The sequence below is a fragment of the Bradyrhizobium sp. CCBAU 11357 genome, assembly GCF_028128865.1.
In the GTDB taxonomy this organism is placed as follows: Bacteria; Pseudomonadota; Alphaproteobacteria; order Rhizobiales; family Xanthobacteraceae; genus Bradyrhizobium.
The window spans coordinates 89,438-111,862 of the sequence record NZ_LBJW01000015.1 but is presented as its reverse complement, the minus strand read 5'-3'; the positions used below and the strand labels follow the sequence as shown (position 1 = coordinate 111,862).

General features: G+C 62.4%; 34 protein-coding genes and 2 tRNA genes. 14 read left to right on the top strand and 22 right to left on the bottom strand.

Features of this window, described 5'->3' with window-relative positions; all coding sequences use genetic code 11:
* Positions 1-47: 47 nt before the first annotated feature.
* Together XI05_RS03340 and XI05_RS03335 are read right to left on the bottom strand one after the other, a co-directional pair.
* Positions 48-530, bottom strand: a complete 483-nt coding sequence (locus XI05_RS03340) for an Lrp/AsnC family transcriptional regulator (RefSeq protein WP_271498602.1) — start codon at positions 528-530, stop codon at positions 48-50.
* A 303-nt stretch (positions 531-833) separates the two neighbouring features.
* Positions 834-1,139 carry an ETC complex I subunit gene (locus XI05_RS03335; protein ID WP_172789567.1) on the bottom strand — a complete coding sequence of 102 codons (306 nt, stop codon included), beginning with the start codon at positions 1,137-1,139 and terminating at the stop codon, positions 834-836.
* Positions 1,140-1,388: 249 nt separating this feature from the next.
* Between XI05_RS03335 and XI05_RS03330 the strand changes: the two genes are divergently transcribed.
* A complete protein-coding gene (locus tag XI05_RS03330; RefSeq protein ID WP_271498595.1) occupies positions 1,389-2,561 on the top strand; it encodes an OpgC domain-containing protein in 1,173 nt (390 codons plus the stop codon).
* A 10-nt stretch (positions 2,562-2,571) separates the two neighbouring features.
* On the opposite strand, the gene XI05_RS03325 is transcribed toward XI05_RS03330, so the two are convergent.
* The 5 genes from XI05_RS03325 to XI05_RS03305 all read right to left on the bottom strand — a co-directional run bounded on the left by XI05_RS03325 (position 2,572) and on the right by XI05_RS03305 (position 5,866).
* Positions 2,572-2,766, bottom strand: a complete 195-nt coding sequence (locus XI05_RS03325) for a hypothetical protein (protein WP_172789565.1) — start codon at positions 2,764-2,766, stop codon at positions 2,572-2,574.
* 715 nt (positions 2,767-3,481) lie between these two features.
* A tRNA-Pro gene (locus XI05_RS03320) sits at positions 3,482-3,558 on the bottom strand.
* Positions 3,559-3,648: 90 nt separating this feature from the next.
* Complete coding sequence (locus XI05_RS03315; RefSeq protein ID WP_271498593.1) at positions 3,649-4,134, bottom strand: DUF192 domain-containing protein; 486 nt, start codon at positions 4,132-4,134, stop codon at positions 3,649-3,651.
* A gap of 109 nt (positions 4,135-4,243) precedes the next feature.
* On the bottom strand, positions 4,244-4,906 hold the full coding sequence (locus tag XI05_RS03310; protein ID WP_172789563.1) for a cold-shock protein: 663 nt from the start codon (positions 4,904-4,906) through the stop codon (positions 4,244-4,246).
* 198 nt (positions 4,907-5,104) lie between these two features.
* Positions 5,105-5,866: an SIR2 family NAD-dependent protein deacylase gene (locus XI05_RS03305; RefSeq protein ID WP_271498591.1), complete on the bottom strand. Its 762-nt coding sequence runs from the start codon at positions 5,864-5,866 to the stop codon at positions 5,105-5,107.
* Positions 5,867-6,122: 256 nt separating this feature from the next.
* Here XI05_RS03305 and XI05_RS03300 point away from each other — a divergent pair, with 256 nt between their 5' ends.
* The gene (locus XI05_RS03300; protein ID WP_271498590.1) at positions 6,123-6,287 is read left to right on the top strand and encodes a hypothetical protein; all 165 of its coding nucleotides are present in this window, start codon (positions 6,123-6,125) and stop codon (positions 6,285-6,287) included.
* A gap of 94 nt (positions 6,288-6,381) precedes the next feature.
* Here XI05_RS03300 and XI05_RS03295 read toward each other — a convergent pair whose 3' ends face one another.
* On the bottom strand, positions 6,382-6,669 hold the full coding sequence (locus tag XI05_RS03295; RefSeq protein WP_271498589.1) for a hypothetical protein: 288 nt from the start codon (positions 6,667-6,669) through the stop codon (positions 6,382-6,384).
* 283 nt (positions 6,670-6,952) lie between these two features.
* Between XI05_RS03295 and XI05_RS03290 the strand changes: the two genes are divergently transcribed.
* Both XI05_RS03290 and XI05_RS03285 read left to right on the top strand, forming a co-directional pair.
* Positions 6,953-7,183, top strand: a complete 231-nt coding sequence (locus XI05_RS03290; RefSeq protein ID WP_271498588.1) for a hypothetical protein — start codon at positions 6,953-6,955, stop codon at positions 7,181-7,183.
* A gap of 83 nt (positions 7,184-7,266) precedes the next feature.
* Positions 7,267-7,392 (top strand): hypothetical protein, encoded by a 126-nt coding sequence (locus XI05_RS03285; protein ID WP_271498586.1) that lies wholly within the window; start codon positions 7,267-7,269, stop codon positions 7,390-7,392.
* A 3-nt stretch (positions 7,393-7,395) separates the two neighbouring features.
* On the opposite strand, the gene XI05_RS03280 is transcribed toward XI05_RS03285, so the two are convergent.
* The 3 genes from XI05_RS03280 to XI05_RS03270 form a co-directional block, all read right to left on the bottom strand.
* Positions 7,396-7,593 carry a hypothetical protein gene (locus XI05_RS03280; RefSeq protein WP_212257284.1) on the bottom strand — a complete coding sequence of 66 codons (198 nt, stop codon included), beginning with the start codon at positions 7,591-7,593 and terminating at the stop codon, positions 7,396-7,398.
* 459 nt (positions 7,594-8,052) lie between these two features.
* Positions 8,053-8,187 carry a hypothetical protein gene (locus tag XI05_RS03275; RefSeq protein ID WP_257187419.1) on the bottom strand — a complete coding sequence of 45 codons (135 nt, stop codon included), beginning with the start codon at positions 8,185-8,187 and terminating at the stop codon, positions 8,053-8,055.
* Between the two features lie 501 nt (positions 8,188-8,688).
* Positions 8,689-8,985 carry an HU family DNA-binding protein gene (locus XI05_RS03270; protein WP_018323108.1) on the bottom strand — a complete coding sequence of 99 codons (297 nt, stop codon included), beginning with the start codon at positions 8,983-8,985 and terminating at the stop codon, positions 8,689-8,691.
* A gap of 256 nt (positions 8,986-9,241) precedes the next feature.
* On the opposite strand from XI05_RS03270, the gene XI05_RS03265 reads away from it, so the two are divergent.
* Entirely contained in the window at positions 9,242-9,733 is a 492-nt protein-coding gene (locus XI05_RS03265) for a hypothetical protein (RefSeq protein WP_271498584.1), read from the top strand.
* Positions 9,734-9,935: 202 nt separating this feature from the next.
* On the top strand, positions 9,936-10,238 hold the full coding sequence (locus XI05_RS03260; protein WP_271498583.1) for a hypothetical protein: 303 nt from the start codon (positions 9,936-9,938) through the stop codon (positions 10,236-10,238).
* 83 nt (positions 10,239-10,321) lie between these two features.
* Here the strand turns inward: XI05_RS03260 and XI05_RS03255 are convergent, their stop codons facing one another.
* The 3 genes from XI05_RS03255 to XI05_RS03245 all read right to left on the bottom strand — a co-directional run bounded on the left by XI05_RS03255 (position 10,322) and on the right by XI05_RS03245 (position 11,797).
* Positions 10,322-10,528, bottom strand: coding sequence for a hypothetical protein (locus XI05_RS03255; protein ID WP_271498582.1), 207 nt, complete (start codon positions 10,526-10,528; stop codon positions 10,322-10,324).
* Between the two features lie 814 nt (positions 10,529-11,342).
* A complete protein-coding gene (locus XI05_RS03250) occupies positions 11,343-11,570 on the bottom strand; it encodes a hypothetical protein (protein ID WP_271498581.1) in 228 nt (75 codons plus the stop codon).
* Entirely contained in the window at positions 11,564-11,797 is a 234-nt protein-coding gene (locus XI05_RS03245; protein ID WP_271498580.1) for a hypothetical protein, read from the bottom strand. The genes XI05_RS03250 and XI05_RS03245 overlap by 7 nt, the downstream gene beginning before the upstream one ends.
* Before the next feature lie 98 nt (positions 11,798-11,895).
* On the opposite strand from XI05_RS03245, the gene XI05_RS03240 reads away from it, so the two are divergent.
* Together XI05_RS03240 and XI05_RS03235 are read left to right on the top strand one after the other, a co-directional pair.
* Positions 11,896-12,087, top strand: coding sequence for a DUF3072 domain-containing protein (locus XI05_RS03240; protein WP_271498578.1), 192 nt, complete (start codon positions 11,896-11,898; stop codon positions 12,085-12,087).
* Positions 12,088-12,145: 58 nt separating this feature from the next.
* Positions 12,146-12,298, top strand: a complete 153-nt coding sequence (locus XI05_RS03235; protein WP_172789552.1) for a hypothetical protein — start codon at positions 12,146-12,148, stop codon at positions 12,296-12,298.
* Between the two features lie 3 nt (positions 12,299-12,301).
* Here the strand turns inward: XI05_RS03235 and XI05_RS03230 are convergent, their stop codons facing one another.
* On the bottom strand, positions 12,302-12,565 hold the full coding sequence (locus XI05_RS03230; RefSeq protein ID WP_271498576.1) for a hypothetical protein: 264 nt from the start codon (positions 12,563-12,565) through the stop codon (positions 12,302-12,304).
* Entirely contained in the window at positions 12,565-12,765 is a 201-nt protein-coding gene (locus tag XI05_RS03225) for a hypothetical protein (RefSeq protein ID WP_271498574.1), read from the bottom strand. Before XI05_RS03225 ends, XI05_RS03230 begins: the two co-directional genes overlap by 1 nt.
* Positions 12,766-12,950: 185 nt before the next feature.
* Between XI05_RS03225 and XI05_RS03220 the strand changes: the two genes are divergently transcribed.
* The 3 genes from XI05_RS03220 to XI05_RS03210 all read left to right on the top strand — a co-directional run bounded on the left by XI05_RS03220 (position 12,951) and on the right by XI05_RS03210 (position 14,312).
* Positions 12,951-13,259, top strand: coding sequence for a type II toxin-antitoxin system RelB/DinJ family antitoxin (locus tag XI05_RS03220; protein ID WP_271498572.1), 309 nt, complete (start codon positions 12,951-12,953; stop codon positions 13,257-13,259).
* Positions 13,256-13,549: a type II toxin-antitoxin system RelE/ParE family toxin gene (locus XI05_RS03215; RefSeq protein ID WP_271498570.1), complete on the top strand. Its 294-nt coding sequence runs from the start codon at positions 13,256-13,258 to the stop codon at positions 13,547-13,549. Before XI05_RS03220 ends, XI05_RS03215 begins: the two co-directional genes overlap by 4 nt.
* A gap of 103 nt (positions 13,550-13,652) precedes the next feature.
* Positions 13,653-14,312, top strand: coding sequence for an oxidoreductase (locus tag XI05_RS03210; RefSeq protein WP_271498568.1), 660 nt, complete (start codon positions 13,653-13,655; stop codon positions 14,310-14,312).
* Positions 14,313-14,516: 204 nt separating this feature from the next.
* Here the strand turns inward: XI05_RS03210 and XI05_RS03205 are convergent, their stop codons facing one another.
* Positions 14,517-16,385, bottom strand: coding sequence for a hypothetical protein (locus tag XI05_RS03205; protein WP_271498566.1), 1,869 nt, complete (start codon positions 16,383-16,385; stop codon positions 14,517-14,519).
* 140 nt (positions 16,386-16,525) lie between these two features.
* On the opposite strand from XI05_RS03205, the gene XI05_RS03200 reads away from it, so the two are divergent.
* Positions 16,526-16,978 carry a VOC family protein gene (locus tag XI05_RS03200; protein ID WP_172789182.1) on the top strand — a complete coding sequence of 151 codons (453 nt, stop codon included), beginning with the start codon at positions 16,526-16,528 and terminating at the stop codon, positions 16,976-16,978.
* Between the two features lie 292 nt (positions 16,979-17,270).
* Positions 17,271-17,909 carry a glutathione S-transferase family protein gene (locus tag XI05_RS03195; protein WP_271498564.1) on the top strand — a complete coding sequence of 213 codons (639 nt, stop codon included), beginning with the start codon at positions 17,271-17,273 and terminating at the stop codon, positions 17,907-17,909.
* Between the two features lie 126 nt (positions 17,910-18,035).
* On the opposite strand, the gene XI05_RS03190 is transcribed toward XI05_RS03195, so the two are convergent.
* The 3 genes from XI05_RS03190 to XI05_RS03180 are packed head-to-tail and all read right to left on the bottom strand — an operon-like array spanning position 18,036 to position 18,759.
* Positions 18,036-18,203: a hypothetical protein gene (locus XI05_RS03190; protein WP_271498562.1), complete on the bottom strand. Its 168-nt coding sequence runs from the start codon at positions 18,201-18,203 to the stop codon at positions 18,036-18,038.
* A 5-nt stretch (positions 18,204-18,208) separates the two neighbouring features.
* Positions 18,209-18,454 (bottom strand): hypothetical protein, encoded by a 246-nt coding sequence (locus XI05_RS03185; protein WP_271498600.1) that lies wholly within the window; start codon positions 18,452-18,454, stop codon positions 18,209-18,211.
* Between the two features lie 50 nt (positions 18,455-18,504).
* Complete coding sequence (locus XI05_RS03180) at positions 18,505-18,759, bottom strand: PilZ domain-containing protein (RefSeq protein WP_172789179.1); 255 nt, start codon at positions 18,757-18,759, stop codon at positions 18,505-18,507.
* A 224-nt stretch (positions 18,760-18,983) separates the two neighbouring features.
* Between XI05_RS03180 and XI05_RS03175 the strand changes: the two genes are divergently transcribed.
* A tRNA-Glu gene (locus tag XI05_RS03175) sits at positions 18,984-19,058 on the top strand.
* Positions 19,059-19,075: 17 nt separating this feature from the next.
* On the opposite strand, the gene XI05_RS03170 is transcribed toward XI05_RS03175, so the two are convergent.
* Together XI05_RS03170 and XI05_RS03165 are read right to left on the bottom strand one after the other, a co-directional pair.
* Positions 19,076-20,683, bottom strand: coding sequence for a hypothetical protein (locus XI05_RS03170; RefSeq protein WP_271498560.1), 1,608 nt, complete (start codon positions 20,681-20,683; stop codon positions 19,076-19,078).
* Positions 20,684-20,736: 53 nt separating this feature from the next.
* The gene (locus XI05_RS03165) at positions 20,737-22,188 is read right to left on the bottom strand and encodes a glycosyltransferase (protein WP_442869227.1); all 1,452 of its coding nucleotides are present in this window, start codon (positions 22,186-22,188) and stop codon (positions 20,737-20,739) included.
* Positions 22,189-22,425: the final 237 nt, after the last annotated feature.

Genomic DNA, 22,425 nt, shown 5'->3' with positions numbered 1-22,425 from the left:
CCGTCGTTCGGCGATCAAGCCTCATTTCATCACGCTCTCGCCTGCCGCTACGCCACCGCGACCTCCTGCAAAGGCAGCGGCACGTCCTTGGCAACCCCGAGCACGGGGAAGCTGCGGACGTTCTTGACGTTTGGCATCGCGGCGAAATGCAGGAGCTGCTGGCGCATGCTCTCGACACTCGGCGCCACGCATTTGAGCAGATAGTCAGTATCGCCGGAAATCCGCCAGCATTGCTGGATGCGCGGGATCGCGGCGATCGAGCTCTCGAACGCCTCCAGCACCGGCTGGGCCTGGCTGCCGAGTTGGATCGAGACGAACGACACCACCTCGTAGCCGAGCAGCCGCTCGTCGATCACGGCGCGCACTGCCCGGATCACGCCGCGGCTGAACAGCGACTTCAGCCGCCGCAGGCAATTCGGCGCGGACACACCGACCCGCAGCGCCAGCTCGTTGTTGCGAACCCGCCCGTCCTGCTGCAGCTCGGATAGGATTTTCAGATCGATGCCGTCGAGCTGGTCACGCCCCGCCATACCCCGCCCCGCCATGGTCGTGTCATGGCGGCCAGCGAAGCACGGCGGGAAATGGCTGCCAAGGGTTCTTGGGCAAGGGTTCTTGGGCAAGGGTTCTTGGGCAAGGGTTCTTGGGCTCTGGCGACCAGCCGCTCCCTTCGTCACGACCGGGCTCGTCCTGGCTCGTCCCGGCCATCCACGTTCTTCATCTATCGCCAAAACGTGGATGCCCGGGCCTTCGCCTCGCCGAAGCGGCTTCGGCCGCGCAGGCGGGACAAGCCCGGGCATGACGGCACTTTGGATGCTTCGGATGAGAATGGCCCCTCAGTGCGTCCAGGGCTCGCCGCGGCGGAACGAGAAATTGTCGGCATAGGCGACCGGCCGGCGGATCGACTCCTTGGGCTCGATCACCTGATAGGCGATGCCCTTGCGCTCGCAATAGGCGATCGCCTCTTCCTTGCTGTGGAAGCGCAGCGTGATTTGCTGCTTCATGTCGGCCGACGAAGTCCAGCCCATCAGCGGCTCGACCGACCGCGGCTGCTCCGGCTCGTAGTCGAGCTGCCATTCCTTGGTCTTGGACCGGCCCGATTGCATCGCGTTCTTGGCAGGCTTGAAAATGCGTGCGGTCATGACTGGTCCGGGCCTCTTCGTCTTTTCGTTCGAATTCGATGCGTCACGGTGGCAGTTGGTGGAAATCTCGGGGATAGTATAGAGAAACCGGTTGGGAACTGATCGTGATTCCGGCCCCGGCACCCTCGCCAACGGTATAGTCATTATGCTGCACCGTGACAATTGCGTACCCGCCTTCCGCGCCGGGATCCCGCCCGGCGCCGTCTCGTCGATACCAGCAGATCCGTCCTCTTCGAGAGCTTCCGTCGCATGGCCTTCCTGAACATCAACGCCACGCTGCCCGAAAAGGGCCGTGACCTCAGGCTCGACCTGTTTCGCGGTGTCGCGAACTGGGCGATCTTTCTCGACCACATCCCCGACAACGTCGTGAACTGGATTACGACCCGCAACTACGGCTTTTCCGACGCGGCCGACCTGTTCGTGTTCATCTCCGGCTACACCGCCTCCTTCGTCTATGCACGGATGATGCTGGACCGCGGCTTCATCGTCGGCGCGACGCGGCTGACCAAGCGCGTCTGGCAGCTCTATGTGGCCCACATCATCCTGTTCGTGATCTACATCGCCTCGATCAGCTATCTCGCGCTGCGCTTCGGCGATTCCGAGATGATCAACGAGTTCAACGTCGCCGGCCTCGTCGACAACGCCACCGAGACGCTGCGCCAGGGCCTGTTCCTGCGCTTCAAGCCGCTCAACCTCGACGTGCTGCCGCTCTACATCGTGCTGATGGGCCTGTTCCCGCCGGTGCTGTGGTTCATGCTGCGCAAGCCCGATTTGACGATGATCCTGTCGATCGTGCTGTGGCTCGCCGCGCGCCATTACGGCTGGAATCTGACCGCCTATCCCGCCGGCCAGTGGTACTTCAATCCGTATTGCTGGCAGGTGCTGTTCGTGTTCGGCGCCTGGTGCTCCATGGGCGGCGCGCGCCGCTCGATCGCGCTGATCAATTCGCCTGTTACGCTGTGGGTCTGCCTCGGTTATCTCCTGTTCGCGCTGGTCATGACCATGGCCGGCCGTTTCCCCGCCTTCGGCGGCATGTTCCCGGAATGGCTGTTCTCGGCCTTCAACCCCAACGACAAGACCAACCTCGCGCCGTACCGCTTCCTCCATTTCGTGGTGATCGTGATCCTGGTGATCCGCTTCGTGCCGAAGGAGTGGCCGGGGCTGGAGTGGAAGGTGTTCGATCCCTTGATCGTCTGCGGCCAGCAGTCGCTCGCCGTGTTCTGCGTCGGCGTGTTCCTGTCCTTCGTCGGTCATTTCGAGCTGTCGATGAGCTCGGGCTCGCTGCTCGCGCAGATCTTCGTCAGTGTCGCCGGCATCGCGATCATGACGACAGTGGCCTATTACATCTCGTGGTCGAAGAAGCAGGACAAGCCGCTGAAGCCGCCGCCGGCCAAGCCGGCTGCCGAAGCGAAGGCGGCCTGAGAGGCGGCGGCTAAGCCGCCTCTTCGCCGTCGAACTCGGTAAACTTCTTGTAGATCCAGTCGCGGCCGTCGTGGCGACGCCAGACCTTGCCGAGCACGAACTGCCCGTTGATGGAGCGGCGCGGTACGATCACCGTCCAGAGGTGCCAGATCTCGGTCCAGTTCGATTGCGGACCGACGGTCCTGATGTTGGGATCAAGAGACATGGGCAGAACTCGCTGGCGCAGAACTCAAAAGATGCGCGCGCCGCGACGAACCGTCATCTGTGGTCCCACAGAGTGAAAGCAGCCCATCGCGAGCCGGGACCGACGTGATAACAGCCACGCAGACGACCGCAACAGCCGCTCGTCTTTAACCTTGCCGATCAACCTTACTTCTTGGGATGGGGCGGCGCGATCGGTTGAAAGTCGGCGCCGGTTTTTCTAGAATGTCCGTGATTTGAGGGCGAGCGCGCCGTTTCGGCGCACAGTGATTTCTACACTGAACTTTGCAGACGATCGGAACGTTTGGAAGCAAGTAGATTGCGGGGGGACGACAATGATGAAATTGCAATGGGCACGTCTGCGCCTCGCGCTCCGCGTGGCGCCGCCCGCGCCAATCGTGAGCACGGCCTCTCGAGAGCCACCGCAAGCCGCCAACGACAACCAGATGGCCTGGTCATACGTCCCATTTCCGCCCGGCTGGTGCGCGTCGAACTGACGAGCGCGGCCCGAAAAGCGCAACGCCGCACAAGCGGAATATTCATCGCTTGGCGGCGTCCGTTTAGACATTGGGCGCTGAAATCCCCAACACGGATTTGTCGATGGCGACGGGCGAAGGTTCGATGAGGCTTTGCTGATTTCCGCGCGATGCGGAGGCCGGACACGTGGATGTGGCCATTGCCGGTTGGATGCTGACCTCTAGGCCAGCGCCGCCCGGGACTGGTCGGGGCAGCTGGATTCGAACCAACGACCTGCAGTACCCAAAACTGCCGCGCTACCAGGCTGCGCTATACCCCGAATGTCCGGCGAGCCCCGTCGATACACGCTTCCCAGAGCGCCAGCAAGCTTCCAAAGCCGCCGGCCGGGGTCGCAATAGCCCTGCCCGCCCTATTTGCCGCCGAACAGGGGGTGGCCGACGCGGTCACCGGGGCGGATGCCGTACTTCTGCGCCGTTCCCGCCACCACCTCCAGCACGGCCCGGGCGGGCCCCCGGGAGGAGATGATCTTCGTCGACAACGGCTCGGTATTCTCGGCGATGCGCAAAATGCGGCCATCGGCGCGGATGAAGATCATGTCGAGCGAAACATAAGTGTTCTTCATCCACATCGAGATTTCCTGCTCGGGATTGAAGTCGAACAGCATGCCTTTGCCGTCGGCCAATTCCTTGCGGTACATCAGGCCGGTCTCCTTCTCCTCCGCGGTCGTTGCCATCTCGACCGAGAACACCTGCACGCCATTCTTGGTGACGATCTCGAGCGGCTGGAAGCTGGCGGCGCCGGCCGGCGCGGCGGCGACGGCCCAGACGGCGATGACGAGGATGGCGGCCAGCCAGCCCTTCAGAGCGGACCAGACGGCCTTTCGATCAGAATTCATGGGGGCTCTCGCGGCGTGGGACTTAAGTCAGTCCTTACGCGGCGACCGCCGGAAAAGGAAGAGGCGCGCCACACTTGCAGCGCGCCTCTGCTCACGATTGCGGGAATTCTTAGTGCGACTGCAATCCCGGCGATCCGGTCTCGGGATGGATCTCGGCCGCCATCATACCCTTGGAGCCGGGCCCGAAGCGGACCAGCACATACTGGCCCGGCCTGAGCTCGGTCATGCCGAAGCGGCGCAGCGTTTCCATGTGCACGAAGATGTCAGGGGTACCCTCGCCGCAGGTCAGGAAGCCGAAGCCGCGCAGCCGGTTGAACCATTTGACTTGAGCCCGCTCCAGCCCGCTGGTCGGGGTGACCGTGACATGGGTGCGCGGCGGCAGCATCTGCGCCGGATGGATCGCGGTCGACTCGTCCATCGAGACGACGCGGAAAGCCTGGTAGCCCTTGGCGCGCTGGATGCACTCGACGACGATGCGGGCGCCTTCATAAGCCGTCTGAAAGCCGTCGCGCCTAAGCACGGTAACGTGCAGGAGGACGTCGGGCCAGCCATTGTCGGGAACGATGAAGCCGTAACCTTTGGAGGCGTCGAACCATTTGATGACGCCGGTGACCTCGACGAGGTTGGCGCTGGCTTCGCCCAATCCGGTGAACGGACTGAGTGCGGTGTCGCGGCCGGCGCTGCCATGCTCGCTCGGCGTCAAGCGCCCCGGCGAGGTGCCCTGTCCGGGAACTCCAAGCTTCTTGGACTCAAATCCGTCCGACGACCCCATAACCCCGGACCCCACACTGCCATGCAACCCGCCACATTGGCGGCGCTCGAATCACGCGTCTTAAGAGAATGTTCTCAATTCGACGCGACGCGAATCTTTCGACTCAAAAGATAACACTCCCGGTTGCGACGCATAGACAAAAAAGAGATTCGCCGGAACCTATGAACAGCTTGCACAGCCGCGAATCAAATTGACGCCTCAATTTGCGACAAAGGGCCCGAGAGTCTCGCCGATGTCGTGCTGGATGACGAGGTCGGCGATGTCGTCCTGCTCGGTCGGCTCGCGATTGATGATCACGAGACGTGCACCGGCGCGCTTGGCCATCATCGGAAAGCCGGCGGCCGGCCAGACCACCAGCGAGGAACCGATCGCGATGAAGAGATCGCAAGCCTGCGACAGCGCTGTCGCGCGCTGCATCTCGTCCTCCGGCATCATCTGCCCGAAGGAAATCGTGGCGGTTTTCACCGGCTCGTCGCAGGCGGTGCAGTTGGGCGCCGCGCCATCGTCGTCGAAACGGCGCTTCACCCAGTCGAGCGGATAGGCCTGCCCACAACCGATGCAGCGCGCATAAGTGGTATTTCCGTGAAGTTCAACCACGTGCTCCGGCGCGAAGCCCGAGGCCTGGTGCAGGTTGTCGATGTTCTGGGTGATGACGGCGGGAACCTTGCCGGCGCGGTAGAGCGATGCCAGCGCCCGATGGCCGCGGCCGGGCTTCGCTGCGGCAAAGACCGCCTCCATCGCAAAGCGCCGCCGCCAGGATTCGTCCCGCGCCTCCTGGCTCGCGACGAACTCGTGGAACGGGATCGGACGGTTGCGCGTCCAAATTCCGCCCGGCGAGCGGAAATCGGGAATGCCGCATTCGGTCGAGATGCCGGCACCGGTGAACGGCACGATGGTCCTGGCCTCGGCGATCATGTCGCCGAGCCGCTCGATACCGCTCTGAAGATCCGATGCGATCAATCGCGCCTCCCGAGTCCGTTCGGCATGACAGCAACATGCGCAAGCGGCAAGATCGTTGACGCTCTTATCAAGCGCCAACGCAACGCGCTCGGCAATTTCTTCCGACCTTCGCATATCACAATCCTGCAATGCCTCCTCCCCATTGACGCCCCATTCGGAAGTGCCAATGGATGTGTTGACGCGACTCAACGTGATTGCGGCGGCAGTGCTTGAGTTCAGATGTGCACATACTCAAGGTGTAGAGGGGAGATTTGACATGACCGAAGACGAACAGCGCAAAGAGCGCGAACGCGAAGAGATCGCCGCCCGTATCGCCGCCTTCCGTGCCACCCAGGAAAAGTTCAAGCGCGAGCGCGAGGAATACTTCGTGTCGACGCTGGAGAATGCCCGCAAGGTCGAGCGACCCTCGCTCTGGCCGTAGCATCGTCGCGCTGGCAGGCGCGATGACATGCGAATGAAAAAAGCCCGGAGCAGCGCTCCGGGCTTTTCGCTATTGGGGTCACCCAATCGCCGACCTACCAATGGCGCCAGTGGTGGTGACGCCGATAGTAAGGCCCGCCGTAATAGGCATACGGACCCGGTCCGTAATAGTAGCTCGGGCCGTCATAATAGCCGTAGCGGGGGCCGTAATAGCCATAGGGGCGAGAGGCTGCGACCGCGCCCGCGGTGATCGCGCCGGCGGCCAGGCCGAACGCAAGACCCGGGCCGATGCCGCGATCATGCGCCTCGGCGGGCGCAGGGGCTGCCACCGCGGTTACGCCGACGGCTGCGATGGTGGCCAGAACTGCCAGTGTCTTCGTCATGCTCTCCTCCTTCGCGTCTTGCGGGGATAACCGCGAGCGCCTGCGATGGTTGCGCGGGCGCAGGGAACCGATCGCCGTCAAAAACATGTCGATACGAGGGGAACGAAATCGCCTGTGGCGGATTGACGTTGCAAGTGCGGGAGCCTCCGCCATCCGGGTTGAGGCGACAGCACGAAGACCCCGTCAGCATCTCCGCGATGCTGGCGGGGTTTTCAGTTTAACGGGAGCAGATGGCAGCAGGCCATGACGGTTGCCAGCAGGGACGACGATCGAGGAGGAAAGCTTGCCGTTATCCGCTTTGCTGGCCCGTATCCGCAAATTGGTTCCCAGATCCGACGATGAGCACTACGACGAGATCGTCCGCAGCTTCGGTGTCGGCACGCTGCGCCCGCCGCCGACTCCGATGAGCGACCGCGAGCTGGCGCAGGCCATCGCCGAGTTCCTGAAGGAGCAGCCGTCGAGCGAATCCGTCGCCACCCTCGGCCGAAGGCTCGACCCCACCTCTCCGCTCTGAATTTCTCTGCGGGAGCACGGAACCGGGATTACGCGCGGACGTTGAATCTTTCCTCCCGCTGAGCGGAGGGAAAGAAGGCCGATATGCCCGTCTGGCTCGAAGTCTTGCTCAACCTGTCCGGCTATGCCGGCTTCGTGGCGCTCGCCTCGCGCGGTGACGCAGGCCCGCAGGCGCCGGCCGACGACCGCCGCTGCGGCGACGAGCGTTGAGCGTCAATTGGCGCGCGGTGCTTGGCCTGCCGTCCGGACCAGCCGGTCGGCCTTGACCGCAACGCGCGTGTCCTCGGCCTGCGGCCGCAGCGAGAAGCTGATCACGACGAAGGCAAGACAGAATAGCGCGCCGACGACGGCGACGCGCCGGTAGGTGTGCCGGTCGCCTTGAAAAAAGGACGGCTCTGAAAAAGGCATCATGGCAAATTGCTTCTTGGCAAAGTCGTTTCTTGCTTGTCTTTGCAGGACACCTACTCCAAGGCGCAGCAAGCGCAACGCGATTGGGCTTTTAACCTAACCGAATAGGGTTATCGGCATCCGCGTAAGCTATTGTTAGCCAGACCGCAGCCGGCAGCTCCGCGGCGATGAACTGCAACAACAACGACCTGCTTTGTTCCAGCTTCGACTCCATTTCGTTCGCGAAGAACGAATCGGAGTCGCAAGAATGAGCGCAGAGTAATTCCTAACGATCGATGAAGGCGCGCGCGCTCACACGTTCGGCGGCAGGACTCTTCGGCGGCAAGACCCTTCTGCAACAAGACCCTTCTCCGACAAAACTCCGCGACAAGAGTTCGCCGGCAAGCAAGGCGGCGACAGATCAAGCGCGCTCCCCTCAGAGCGGGGTCGGGCTTGCGCGTCGGCGCGCGGCGTCGATGCAGGTCAGGCCGCCCGCTTCGTCTTCTCCTTCGAGAAGCATTCGAGGATCTGGATGCGGAGCTCTTCCGCGGCAGGCCCCTCGAGCTTCCTGAGCTCGTTCCAGAGCCTGATCACTTCGCGCTGTTTCTCGACGGTCATGAGCAACCTCCAACGGTCCACCTGGGCGGCTCATACTAGAACAAAATGAGAACAAAAAGTCCAGCCCCCCGCAGGCGAAATTTCCTCGGGGCGACGTTGAACCTTTGCGGCGCAGCAAGCACTCATTGAAGCTGGGGATTTCAGCGCCCAGTTACACGGCAGCGCCGCCTGACGAACATATTCCGTCACGGCGGCGCTGTTGCTTTTTGCAATTTCAACTTTAGGTTAGGAGCCATGGCTGTCGGCCAGGCGCTGAAATCCCAACGCCGTCAGCCAGAAGAGCCTCGCGCGAAAGCGCGGGGCTTTTTCTTGTGAAGCGGGTGAGGATGGTGACGGAACGGGGCTCGCCGTTCCGGACAGCGCGAGTACCGCGCGCTACGGCCTGTATTTGATGGTCGCGGTGATGTTCGGCATCGCCATGGCCGAGCATCACCTGGTCTTCAGCCGTTGCTCGCTGCGCCGTCGCGCCAATGAGCGCGCCGCAACGACATCGCCGGCACGTCAGACGGCGTCCTTGGCCACCTTCAGCGGCGAGGCTTTGACCGACTTGCTGGCGGGCTTCGCCGCGAACTGCATCGGCTCCTTGGTGAAGGGATTGACGCCCATGCGGGCTTCGGTCGCCGGCTTGTTCACGACCGACATCTTCACGAAGCCGGGAATGACGAACTCGCCGGACTCGTTGAGCTCCTTGTAGCCGACGGTCGCCATGTACTCGATCACGGACTTCACGTCGTTCTTCGAAAGCTGCGTGCCCTCGGCAATTGCATCGATCAATTGGGTCTTCGTCATCTTTGCCATGGTCTGAATTCCTTTGAATGGGTGCGCGGAGCAATCTGCTGCTGGGGACGCGGCCGGACCCGCGAATGCGCGCTGCTGATTCATGCCAGAAGTCATGAAGTGATCGGGCTTAGACCCTATCGAGGCCGAAAACGCAAGCATGGGCTCTGCGGGGTTCCGGACTTCCTGTGCAAGATGTTGTAAGACCTGCAATTTTCTTGAACCTGCCAGAGCACCGCGCCTGCCATAAGGTCGCAAGTTTTCCGATGGGGTGCTGATGAAGGTCGCTATCGTCATTGCAGGTTTGATCGTGTTCGCCGTCGCAGCCCTCGTCGCGATCCAGCCAGGCTTCTTGAAGCCTGCGTCGCTTGCGCTCGTGAAAAAGTCCGACATCTTCGGCTTCTCGCCGGGGATGACATTCGATGAGGCGAGCAAGCTCGTCAGTCAACGCCACTATCTCTGCCGGCAGAGCCGAGGTCCGTACACCCTCGAATGCGAGATCAACGGCGCCAAGGTCACAGCCCACGGCGTTGAAGCCGACGCCAGGCATCCGATCTGGCGCGTCGATGCGACGCTGAACAATCCCGGATCGCAGGACACCGCCGTCAAATCGATCTCTGAGCAGTTCAACGCACCGGCCACCAAGGACCGCGAAGGCTGGACTTGGATCGTCGGCCGCGGGCTCAAGCTGAGTTATGACGGCGCCACCTTGAACCTGGTGGACGAGGCCATGGAGGCCGGGCTTCGCAAGGAGGACGCCAGGCGTTAGAGCATGATCCGGAGAAGTGTGTAGCGGTTCTCCGAAAAGATCATGCTCAAACAATAACCTAAAGCGCGATGACGATTCATCGCGCTTTAGAGCATGGAGTCACCTCGTCGTGAAACTTGTGGCTCGGCGCCCGTTGTTGACGCTTCAGTAACCTAACGCGACCAAGCTTCGATCAGGTTGGTTGCGTTGGAGTATCCTGACAATGCTGGATTTTAACGAGCTGCGTGAACTCGCAGCTGATGTTCGTATTTTTGTCGACGTCGCCGAAGACAAGGCGGAAGCGCTCAGAGCGGTCATCGCGGCTTACGACGTGGTGCTGGCGATCTTCCCCGTCAATGACGGCATGGGCCTCCACGTCATCAAGGGCAAGGAGATCCTGGACCAGATCGCGGCGTCGCGGACACACGCGATGTACAGCCACACGGCGATCGCGGTTCCGGATCTCGCACATGCCGAAGCGCTCAAGTTCCTGACGACGCCGGTCGAACACCGGATCGCGGCCTAGCCCGGCCGCAAGGGCGTGAAAGTGCGCACCGGCTTTCAGCGATGGAGGCAGGTCGCTCAGCAGCTTTGTCCGGACGCGCGGGCTCAAGCGGTTCGCCGCTTCCGTCGCAGGCCGATGCGCGTGCCCGGGAGATTGATGCCAAGCTCAATCGCGCGCGACCTGATCGATGCAATGGGCCGCTTCAGCTTCACGATCATCAGTGTGAGGCTCTTGCCGGTTTCACACATGGATCGAAGCAGCCGGTCGTCCTCTTCCGACCAGCGTTCGTGGTTGTAGGTGCGGGCAGCCATGGACGTTTGCCTCTGAGGCCAATGAGGCGGGACCTTAAGCGGGAGAATGTCAAAGGACCCGGCTTCGCCTGTTCTGAGCGCGGCGGCTGGGGGTCAGTTGAAGGGCGGCTTGTTACGCTGCCGCCTGACACAGAGATAGTTTTTCGAGGTCGATTTTCAACCGACTTACGGATTTGTAATTGCCGGGCGCGAGTGCATCCGCGTTTCGGCCAAGCGGCGCATCTTCTTTTTGAACTTTCTTGCCGCTTGCGCGTCTTACAGTTGAAGCGTCCCTAAGCTTCACCTCGACAGAGAACCCCGCTTCCCAAGGGCGGGGTTTTCGCTTTTGGCGCTGCATCAGCTCGCCCGGGATTTCAAGCGCTCTTTGCCGTTGACCCGGCAGCCCTCCAGACGCATTTTTTGCGACGGGCAGGGTTTTGAGGAGCCGTGATGCCGAAAACCCTTGTGGAATTCAGAGCGCAGAACCTTCGTTTGCTCGAGCGGCTTTGTCCCGAGGACCCGCGATATATCGCGGCTTGGCTGAAGCAGTTCGATGAGCAGAACGGGATCACGCCAAAAGCTCGTCGGAGGTCCGGCAAGAGCACTGCTTCGCCGCGAAGCAAGACCGCTTCGCCCGGGCGCACCAGGTCGGCTCTCTCCTCCGTCTCACCGCGCTAATCGGCGGCAGCGACAAGCGCGCATGCTTGGGGTTGCTTGCGCGCTCGCGACATAACCGAAGCGGCGCAAGCTTACATGACGCATCGTTCGTTGTGCGCGGGCTAATTTGCATCCGACGGCTTTGCCGGACCTCAGCGGCAGCGAGCCGCTGGAACGCTCACGGAATGTCCGCCGCCTTCCGGTTTTCTCCGATCGAAACCGGCTTGTTCAGGAAATACTCGCGGTTGCCTGTCGCAGCTTCCGCGTACTGGTCGATGGCGACGATGATGGCCTGGACGTGGGCATAGCACCACCCTTCCCGCGTCGCTCGTCGGCGAACGTCCTCGAGCGCGGTCAGGAAGGGCGACAGGTCTCTCTCGTCGTCGAACCATCGCCTGCTCACCATGTCCTCCCGCCGAGCACCCTGCCCTTGGTCTGGCGCGGCTCTGCCGCCTTCAGCGCGTCGCGTTCCGCGCACAGGCTCTCGACCTTCGCTTCCATCCGCGACAGCAGCGCTTCGGCCGAGGCCGTGCCGATACCTGCCCGCTGGAGCTGGAGGATCTCCTTCCTCTGCCTGCCCATCTGGCTGCGCATCCGTTCGATCTCCCGCCTGAGAAAGTCCAGGTCCGGCATTGTTCCGCCTCGCGAATTCTAGATTTGACCCATGAGAACAAAAACGGAACGAAGAGTCGAGTCCGACGTTCTACGGAAAACGGAATGGGAGATGAGCGATGGCCGACAACACCCGGAAGGACCCGAAGGACTGGGTTTCCGGCGACGATCCGATGACCGGAGCCCAGGAATCCTATCTCAAGACCCTCGCCGAGCAGGCCCACGAGAGCCCGCCCGCGGACGAGCTGACCAAGGCCGAGGCCTCGGAGCTGATCGACAAGATGCGGCAAAAGGCCGGGCTGGAGCAGTGAGCCGTCCGATTGCGGGAACCCGCCGTCGTGCGTATGCAAACGAAATTGGGAAGCGAGAATGCCTTATTTCGTTTGTGCCCGCGACGGAGCGGGCCAGATCATCTTGAAGAGAGACACCCGGGAAGCGGCCGAGAAGAAAGCCGCCGAGCTCCGCGACATGGGCTATTTCGAAGTCGAGATCGTCGCCAAGGGTGACGACGAGACGGCGTGAGGATCATGCTTCCCTCAGCACCTTGAAGGCGCTGAGAATGACGAAAGCACCGAGACCGTAGGTCAGTGCATTCACGACCCAGGACATGGCGATGCCGGCGAAGGTCGACCCTCCAACCGCTCCCCAGAAGAAATACGCTGCGGTGATGCCCGGCCACTCCAGCCAAAGAAACGCGAAGTCGGTCAGCGGCTCCAGGACGAGGAGCACCGTCGAGACGAGCGCCCCGATGGCCAATGCCACGGCGAGGTATGTCTTCACGGAGAGCATCAAAGACCCAGCAGGCCGGCAATAGCAGGAATGAGAAAAAAGGCGGCGGCCCCGAGCAGGAGGCCGAGGAAAAGGCGCGCAGAGCGGCTTTGAATCTTGGTATCGAGCCACGCACAGATGGCCACCGCAGCCTCTCTCAGCCAGCTGCCCACGATGGCTCTGACGAGATCGAACAGGATTTCTGCAAGGAATGCGGACATGGCGTTTGGTCGGCGCGACGTCTGGCGGGGTTCACGAGGCCGGTCATCGCGTGTTTCGATCGGCACGCGAGCCGCCGCGACGATAGCCCCGCAACGTTAGCGGGCGGGCGCCGCGGTCCTCTGCCGCCTCTTGTGCTCGTCATTCAATTGAATTACGCTGCTATATCGCATCGAAGGAGGCGAACGTGGCCGCAAATGCCCTTGTCCAGACCCGCATCGACGCCGAAGTCCGTGATCGTGCCTCTGCCGTCCTTGAGGAGATGGGGCTAACTGTATCGGACGCGGTACGCATCCTGCTGACCCGGACTGCCAATGAGGGCGCGCTACCGCTCGAGCTCCTCACGAACGGCAAGGCTCATGACGCCTGGTTTCGCGCGAAGGTTCTGGAGGCGTTGAACGATGCCCGGCCCGATGTCTCCGACGAACAGGCCGAAGCGCATTTCGCAAAGCGGCGCGCGGCGGCTCGCCGCAGGGCGGACGAACCAAAGTCGTGAAGCTCGTCTGGTCCGCCTTCGCGCTGTCGGACCGCGACGGCATCTTCACCCACATCGTCGCTGAAAATCCCCGGGCAGCCATCGCACTCGACGAGCGGATCGCTGCCGCTGCGCATCGACTCGTCGAGTTTCCCGAGAGTGGGGGCCCTGGCCGTGTCGCCGGCACACGCGAGCTCGTCATTGTGGGCACGCCCTATGTCGCGGCTTATACCGTAACGGAAAGCACGATCCGGATATTGCGCATCCTGCACGGCGCCCAGAGGTGGCCCGATGAGCTCCCCGAAGATTGAGGCTGCAGTGAGCTTACGCACATTCTTCGGCGACGACCTTCGGGCGCCACTCCCGCTGACTCTCAATGAGCGATCACGCAATCAACGCGAAACGGTGGCTTGAATGAAAACCGCACTTGTCTTCGGCGCAACCGGCTTCATCGGCTCGCATTTGCTGCGCGACCTGTTGGACAGTCCCGATTATTCGCGGGTTGTGGCGGTGGCCCGCAAGCCGCTGGCGGTGATCCATCCGAAGCTCACGGTGCTGATCGGTGATCTCGCTTCCCTGCCCGCACTCAAGCCGCAATTGGTTGCGGACGAGATCTTCATTGCGCTGGGGACGACGCGCAAGCACACGCCCGACGAGGCCGAGTACTACAAGATCGATCACGATTATCCGGTGTTGGCGGCCGAGATCGCCAGGGCGAACGGCGCACGATCGGTGTTTCTGGTCACGGCCGTTGGCGCCAACGCCGCTTCCAGCGTGTTCTATCTCAGGACTAAGGGCGAGGTGGAGCGGGACATTCTCTCGCTCGATTTCGAGCACACGCATATTTTCCGCCCGTCGATGATCCTCGGCGAGCGCGACGAGGACCGCCCGCGTGAACGCCTCATCATCGCGATATGGGGCGTGCTCAATCCGCTGCTCCTTGGCCCGGCCGACCGCTATCGCGGGCTCGCCGGCAACGACATCGCCCATGCCATCGCCAAAGCCGCGCGGCATCAAACCGAGAAGGTGCGAATCTATCATTGGAAAGAAATGGCGGCACTGCTTCGAACGTGATGCAGCTCGTAGGATGGGTAGAGCGAAGCGAAACCCATCGAGGGCCCTGTTGCGTGACGAAGCATGATGGGTTTCGCAAGTGCTCTACCCATCCTACGAACTAAGTCAGTGTCCGGCGTCCCGCCCCACACTCCGGGAGTCTGGTGCACGTCACCCAAAGTCGCAGCCGCCTCTTCGGGTGACGTTAATCCCAACAGCTTCCAATCAATCCTGCTTCATGAAGATCTCGCGCCGCAACTGCTTTTGCCCCGCTTTGAAATGACCGGGCACCCATTCCTTCCAATTCTCCTTCAGGAAACCGGCGTCCGGGTCGCCCTTGCCCGCCTCCTTGATCTTCTTGACGACATAGCGCGAATAGAAGTGGTCGAACACGCGCATGAACTCGCCGAAATAGATGTCGGCGACTCTCGTGTTACCGCGGATGACCAGCATATTCTCGTCGTTGGCGTTCTGTGACGGCTGGCTGAAATTTGCAGTGCCGGTGACGACGACCGGGTCGCCCCCCAGCGGATCGACTAGCAGAAACTTGTCGTGAACATAGAAGTTGCGGTTGAAACCGGTCAGCTTCTCGCCGAGGAAGAATTCGAGATCGCCCTTTGAAAGCTTGGCTCCGGGCGCCATGACACTGTTACCCGTGACTTTGATTTCGTCGGCAAACTCGTCTCCCGGATCCTTGTCGAACAGCGAGTAGCGGAGAGTATCATCGTCTTTTGCCAGCGCCTCGTAGAGGAAGTCGTCCAGGTTGAAGGCGAACGTGATACAGGCCATCCGCTTGGCGTCGGCGATGAGATCCGCATACCATTCCAGTGTCGTCGGCTTCGTCTTGTCGTCGCGCGGCGAGTACAGCTGCAAGATGCGATTCTTCGGCGGCAAAGTATGGCGCGCAGGCGTCGCATCGACAGCGAGATTTGCTTTCTTCAGGGGAGCAAGCGTGACGTCCGGTGCAGCCAGGCGCTCCCAATAATCGAGGAAGCTCTGTGCAATCTCCCCATCCCATATGACATGGCCGACATTGGAATGGCCGAAGATGCCGCCCGAGGAAATGTTCGTCGACCCCGTCCAGACGGCGATCGGCACGTCGTTGTGGAGCAGAACGATGAACTTATTGTGCCTAATTCCGGCGCGCGACTTCTGCGGCGTGCAGATGCTCTTGATCTTGGCCGCAGCTATCATCTCCTCGTTTTCGTCCACATAGCTTTGTGCCTCGTAGCGGATATCGACGTCGACGCCGGCATTCTTCGCTTTCTTGAACGCCAGGCCGACGGGCTTGTAGCGAAACTCGTAAAGCATCGCCCGCAAGGCGTAGTCACCGGGGTTTTGCAGCGTCGAGGGATATTCGATGAACTTGACGAGTGCCTCGAACAGGCCACGGGAAAGCCATTTCAGCGCATCCGAGCTGGGATCGTCTTCATCGAGCTCGGTCTTGCCGAACTTGCGTGCGAACGCCTGAGAACCGGCGGCGCCGCGGTTGAAATAGATGTCGTGAGTGATTTCTCCCGGCTTCTTTCCACCCTCTTCTGCCTCCGTGCTCACACGAATTTTGGTTGCCGATGCAACATCGAGCTCGAGGAGTTTTGGCTTGCCGTAGACCGGGATGACGCGGAATTCGTAGGTTGTCTCGGGCTTGGCGGTGTAGTCGCCCCACTGAAATGTCTGGATCGGATGCTCCGACGTCGGCACCGGAGTTCCAGGAGCCAGGCCCTCGTCCTTGTGCTTGAAGCGCTTGATCCCTCTAATGAAGTAGCGCTCGTGGATATTGTCGTTCCTGTCGAACTCGGTGCGCTCGATGGCAAAGCCCAATAGTCCGGTCTTCTTCGCTTGCTGGCCCGGTGCGAAGTCCCAAGCCAGCGTAACGACGTGCAGTCCAGCAATTGCGCGCACGTGCAATACGGCGCCTTCTTCAAATTCGCGCACGGAGATCCCCCAATTTTGTCCCTGCGCAATATGCAGGGGGTCGCGTTCTCTCAACGAGAACACGTGCATCTTTTCACGTGAACAATCCAAAGTCGAGACACCTCGTGGAAGATCACTGCAGCTGCCGTCGGAAAGGGACTCATCGGGTGCCGTCAGCATGTGTGTCCGGCTGGCAACCTTCGCTGACGCTTCGGCTTCGCGAGCCTTCCCCCTGCCCCTCCTCCCCGTTTCCTGCTATTTCCTACCTTGCCGTCCCGGCCCAAGACAAAACCCTCCGTCCGTTCCAGGGAGCAACAACCATGCGATACCTCCACACCATGCTGCGCGTGCGCAATCTCGATGTCGCGCTGAAATTCTATGTTGATGCTTTCGGCTTGAAGGAGGTGCGGCGGATCGAGAACGAGAAGGGGCGGTTCACGCTGGTGTTCCTGTGCTCGGCGGACGATCTCGAGGCCCTGAAGAAGCAGCCGCCGACGCGCGGGGCGCCGCTGGTCGAGCTCACCTACAATTGGGACGAGGAGAAGTATGGCGAGGATCGCTTCTTCGGCCATCTCGCCTATGAGGTCGACGACATCTACGCCACCTGCGAGAAGCTGATGAAGGCGGGCGTCACCATCAACCGTCCGCCGCGCGACGGCAACATGGCCTTCGTCCGCTCGCCGGACCTGCACTCGATCGAGCTGCTGCAGAAGGGCGATCCGAAGCCGCCGCAGGAGCCCTGGGCCTCGATGCCCAATACCGGCCATTGGTAGGCCCTTTCGCGCAGGAACAAGCGCCCACTGCCCGCGTTCACCCTCCAAGCGATGCGATTGGAGGAGGATGCGATGGCGAGAGGGCTGTTGCTGTGGATGCTTGGCGTGCCGATCCCGGTGATCATTCTGTTGTGGCTGTTCTTCGGCCGCTGAGCGAAAGGCTTGAACTTTGCAATGAAAGCTCCGCCGCGTGCGGAGCTTTTTGCATGAGGGGCACGATGCAATCGCGCATCGCTCGGCGCACCGAATTCCGCTATCACCCGCAGCAAGCGACAATGCGGGGAGACGCTTCATGCCTGACGCCAAGCCGACGATCTGGGGCCGCGCCAATTCGGTCAACGTACAGAAGGTGCTGTGGTGCTGCACCGAGCTCGGCCTCGCTTACGAGCGCATCGATGCCGGCATGCAATACGGCAAGACGCGCGAGGCCGATTATCTGGCAATGAATCCGAACGCGCGGATTCCGACGCTGGTCGAGGGCGACTTCGTGCTGTGGGAATCCAATTCGATCATGCGTTATCTCTGCATGGCGCACGGCCGCGGCACGCCGATCTACCCCGAGGCGCCGAAGCAGCGCGCCTCGGTCGACCGCTGGCTCGACTGGACGCTGGCGACGGTGCAGCCGGTCGACCGCCCGGTGTTCTGGGGCATCGTGCGCACCGCGCCCGCCGAGCGCGACATGATCCAGGTGCAGCGCGATGCCGATGCCGCCGCCGAGGTCTGGGCCATCGCCGACCGCCTGCTCGCCACGCGCCGCTTCATCGAGGGCGAGGCGTTCACGCTCGCCGACATCGCAGTCGGATCCTATGCGCGGCGCTGGCTCGGGGTCGAGGGCATCAGCCGGCCGGCACAGCCGCACCTCACGCGCTGGCTCGCCGAGCTCGGCAAGCGGCCGGGATTTGCGCAATTCGTCGCACCGCCGATGTCGTGAGCACCTCGCGCGGGCTAAGCTGTGGCGATCGCGCGTGGAATCCTCGTTCCGGCGCGCGTGCGCGGCGTCACGGCCGCGCTTGACGGCTACTGTGCATGGGGTTGTTTTCTCAACTTTTGATGTGCGCTAGCGCCAGCCGCGCTCGGCCAGCAGCACGGCGATGATCAGCAGCAGCGTCACCGCGGCGGTCGCAAGGCGCGCGGTCCAGCTGAGGCCGCGGCCGACCCACCACAGCAGCGCGCAATACATCAGCACGGGAACGATGATGTCGAGCCACACCAGATCCGCGGGCATGGCCTTCAGCGCCGGATGGTGTCGACGCTGATCGCGCCGCCGAGCTGGACGCAGGTCCCGGTGCCCTCGACCATCACGAAGCGCGGGCCGTAAGCGGCGCAGGCGCCTGCCCGCGTCTTCCCGGCCGTGCCGCCGGTCGGCGGCAGCTCCTTGCCCGCCTGCGGCCGCTCCGCAGGCGGCAGGCGCAGACTATTCGCCGCCGTCGCGGACGTGGCCAGCAGGCAGAGCAGGATGAGGAGCGGCGTGCGCATCGCCGCCTTGTAGCCCGGACCGCTCCCGCGCGCCATCGGGCGATCCGCGATCAGAGGAACCTGACGCCGGCCGACTTGCCGCGGCGCCAGATCACCTGGCAGCTCCGCCCGGTGCGCGCATCGCGCGCGAAGGCCATCCGGATCACGCCGGGAAGCTGGCTCGCGTCCTCGTCGAGAGTGATCTTGGCGCCCGAATCCGAAATATCCTGGACCAGGCAATGCCGCGCGGCGAATCCGCCATCCAGCGTAATCCAGGCGTGCTGCGACAGCAGCTTGCGGGCTGCGCGCTTCTTCGGCGGTGGCATTGGCAAAATCTCCCAGTCCAGCGCTACGCAGGGAACCCTAACAAACCGTTGAAATCGCCTCCGAATGATCCCGGGCTCGGGGCTATCCACCGGAGCCAAAAGACCGTTCCCGAACGGCTTGCCCGGGAGCGCAAAGGCCACTATACGTTCGCCCGCTGCAAGCCGCCGGACCCTGTTCGGCCGGCCAGCGGCCGTGCCGGGACAATCGGCAGGGCCCTGCGTTTGCTCCCTTCGTCTATCGGTTAGGACGCCACCCTTTCACGGTGGAGAGAGCGGTTCGATTCCGCTAGGGAGCGCCAGCCAGTCCGGATTCCCCTCACCGCTGCTCGATGAAGCTGCTGCCGACCTTCGCGCAGGCAAGCCCGACGGTATAGACGTGAATCCCCTCGATCAGGCAATGGTCGGGATTGAGGCCCAGCAGCCCGATCGAGCTTTCGGCATCGAGCGCCTCCGGTGCGCGGACGACGATGCAGGGATAATCCGCCGCGAGCTTCGCGTAGCTGTCCGGACGAAAGTTGTTCTTGAGGACGTGCGTGTAGCCGTTGTGGTCCAGCAGCGGGATCCTGAAGACGCTCGCATAGGCCGCAGAGAACCTGTCCCGCATCGCCTTGTCGCCCCAGAGCTGCACCGTCATGTCCCAGCCGTGGTTCATGTCGTTCTCCGGCGCGCGCACGAACATGCTGGAGACGTTGGCGCAGGCGGGGCCTGCCGCGACCACGGCCTTCGAGAGCCTGGCTCCGATCGCGTTCAAGCGAGACGAATGCAGCGCTGCGGCGCGGGCTTCGATCAGTGTCCCCGCGCTGATCGCCGCGCACAGGCTGCCAGCAAGCAGGCTCAGCGCGGCCGACGGGACCGCCGGGACCAGCCGCCTGACCTGCACCACGACCAGGACCAGCACGCCGCCCGTCAGCACCCACGGCAGCAGCATGTAATGGACCGCATAGTGCTTCGACGTTGCCACGAGGTGCGCGGCATAGATGAGGACGGCGGCACCGAGCGTCAGGCTGACCGAGTCCCGCCAGCTCCGGCTCTTGACGCACGAGGCCAGCGCCACGGCCGCGGCGACGACGTACACGGCGAGCACAAGCGGCGCGGCTTTGACGATCGCGGCCATGTTCGACCAGAATATTCCGAAATCAATGAACCCTGGCTCGCCCTCGCCGTAGTTTCCCTTGTGGGTGGCGATTTGCGCAAGCCATCCGAATCCGCGCGTGATCGTTCCCGGATTGAAGATCAGGCTGAAGCCAACGAAGCCGATCGCCCCGGCGATCGTGGCGGCGACGAACGCACGCCTGTTTCTGAGCAGGCACACGGCGAACAGCGCCTGCGGCAGATAGAGATATTTGGTCGAAAATCCGACGGCGAAGATGACCCCGGACACGACACCGAGCCCCGTCCCCGGCGGGCGCGCATCGAGCGCGGCCTTGATCACGATCGCCATGCCGAACAGCGCGAAGGCGGCCATCAGGCTTTCCGGCGCAAGCACGGTCTGGAAGTGAAACGAGTCGGAGTGCACGAACGCACCGGCCTGAAACAGCATCGCAGCGATCGCGCTCTGGGTCGTCCGACCGACGATGAGTCCGCCCGCCAGCAACGCGCCAGTGAGCGCCAGCGCCTCTCCGGTTCGGCCTGCCCATGTGATGGCATCGTAGTGTTCGAGCCCGAACGCGACGATATCCCCGGCCCCGGCGACCAGAGCCCAGCCCCTGACGATCAACGCGACGAGCAGCGTCGTCGTCGTACCCGGGTGATCGAATTTCAGCGAGCCGTATCCCGCCGCCATCGCCAGCCCGTTCATCGTGTAGGCCGATTCCGGATCGACCTGGACGCCCCAAACTGCCTGGTAGGCCGAATAGAGCAACGTCGCCGCCAGATACAGCGACGGCACGATGAGGATCAGCAGCGTTCTGATCCTTCCGCTCACGCGTGCGTCGGGAAAGCAATCGTCTGACATCATCGAACCGTGGCTTCCGCGGCCTAGATCGCCTTGATCTTGAAGAAGGCGAAAGCCACCATCTTCAGCAACATCCAGCCATGGCGAAACCTGGAGATCTGAGTCTGGCCGTACGTGCGCGCGGCATAGCGGATCGGGAGATCCACGGTCTTCAGGTTGAGCTTCGATGCGCCGAAGATCAGGTCGAAGTCACCGAACGGATCGAAATCACCGAAATAGGCCTTGCCGGCCTTCAGGCGCTGATAGTCGCTGCGGCGCAGAACCTTGGTGCCGCACAGCGTGTCGGTATAGCGCTGATTGAGCAGCCAGGAGAACAGATAGGAGAAGATCTTGTTGGCGATCAGGTTGAGGAAGCGCATCGCGCCATCGTCCATGGGATAGACCAGGCGCGATCCGTTGACGAACTCGCCCTTGCCCGCCTGCAGCGCCTGGACGAATTTCGGAATCTGCTCCGGCGGCATGGTCAGGTCGGCGTCGAGAATGATCAGCACGTCGCCGCGCGCCGCGTCGAAGGCGGTGAAGACGGCGTCGGCTTTGCCCTTGCCCGGCTGCCGCATCACCTTGATGTCCTTGGATGGATGCGCCTGCTTGACCCGCTCCATCTCCTCGAACGTACCGTCCTGGCTGTGACCTTCGATGAAGATGATCTCGATGTCGCTGCAGAAGTCGGGAATTCGCAGGACCGCAGGCTCGATATTGCCGCGTTCGTTGCGCGCCGGGACGACGACGGTGGCCGAAGCGAATTCTTCCCTCGCGCTGCGGCTGGAGCGAGCGACCAGATAATGCCGAAGCGCCAGTTGGCGGATCCCTGGGAGCACGCTGACGAAACGATTGAGAAAACGGCCGACCCCGAACATCCCGACCGGAGAGAGCACGCGTTGCTCCGACTTCACCGGATCGAAATCCGCAAGCCTGGCAAGGCTGCGCAGGTCGGTCGGCGACAGCACGTTCTGGTCCGGTTGCGGCATCCGCAGGCCGATGAATTCGGCGAATTTCAGCAGGGGATACCAGAGATGCGAGAAGTAGCCGATCACCAGGCGCGTATTCCGCGTACAGAACGGATGCAGCTGGGCAATCAACTTCTGACAGTCCTCCACCGAACCGATCGTATCGAGGACGAGGATATAGTCGAACGGACCTTGCAGCCCATCGAGCGTCGCGGGATCTTCGGCATCGCCTTCGACGAAGGTGAGATCGGGGTGGCGCTGCCGCGCGATCGCGATTTGCTTGCGACAGAAATCGACCCCGACGCCATGTGATGGCGCAAGACTCGCGAGCGTATCGCCGATGCCGCAACCAATGTCGAGGACGCGGCTTCCCGGCGGGATCAGAAACCGCAGATAGCGCTCATCCTCCTCGTGAAAAAAGCGGTTCTTCTCGCGCCAGGCCACGCGATCCGCGGCGATCCGGTCGGCGTGATCGAGAATGCCTGCCTTCCGCGGGGACAGGCAGTCGGAGACGACCGTCATGTCCATGGCAAGACGCAGATTTCATTGAGCCTGCTCGAACTGAAACGGACTGCAATTTCCAACGCCGAGGCGCAGGACGCCGCAGCCACCAAATTAGACATCAACATGGTCCCCCAGACCTGATCGTACTCAAGCGCAACTGGGGGGCGAGATCAACAGGAAGATCATCGACGTGGATCGCCGGACATGCCCCGCCATCCATTCTCCTCGGCCGGCGACGATGAGCGGCAAAAATCGTTACCC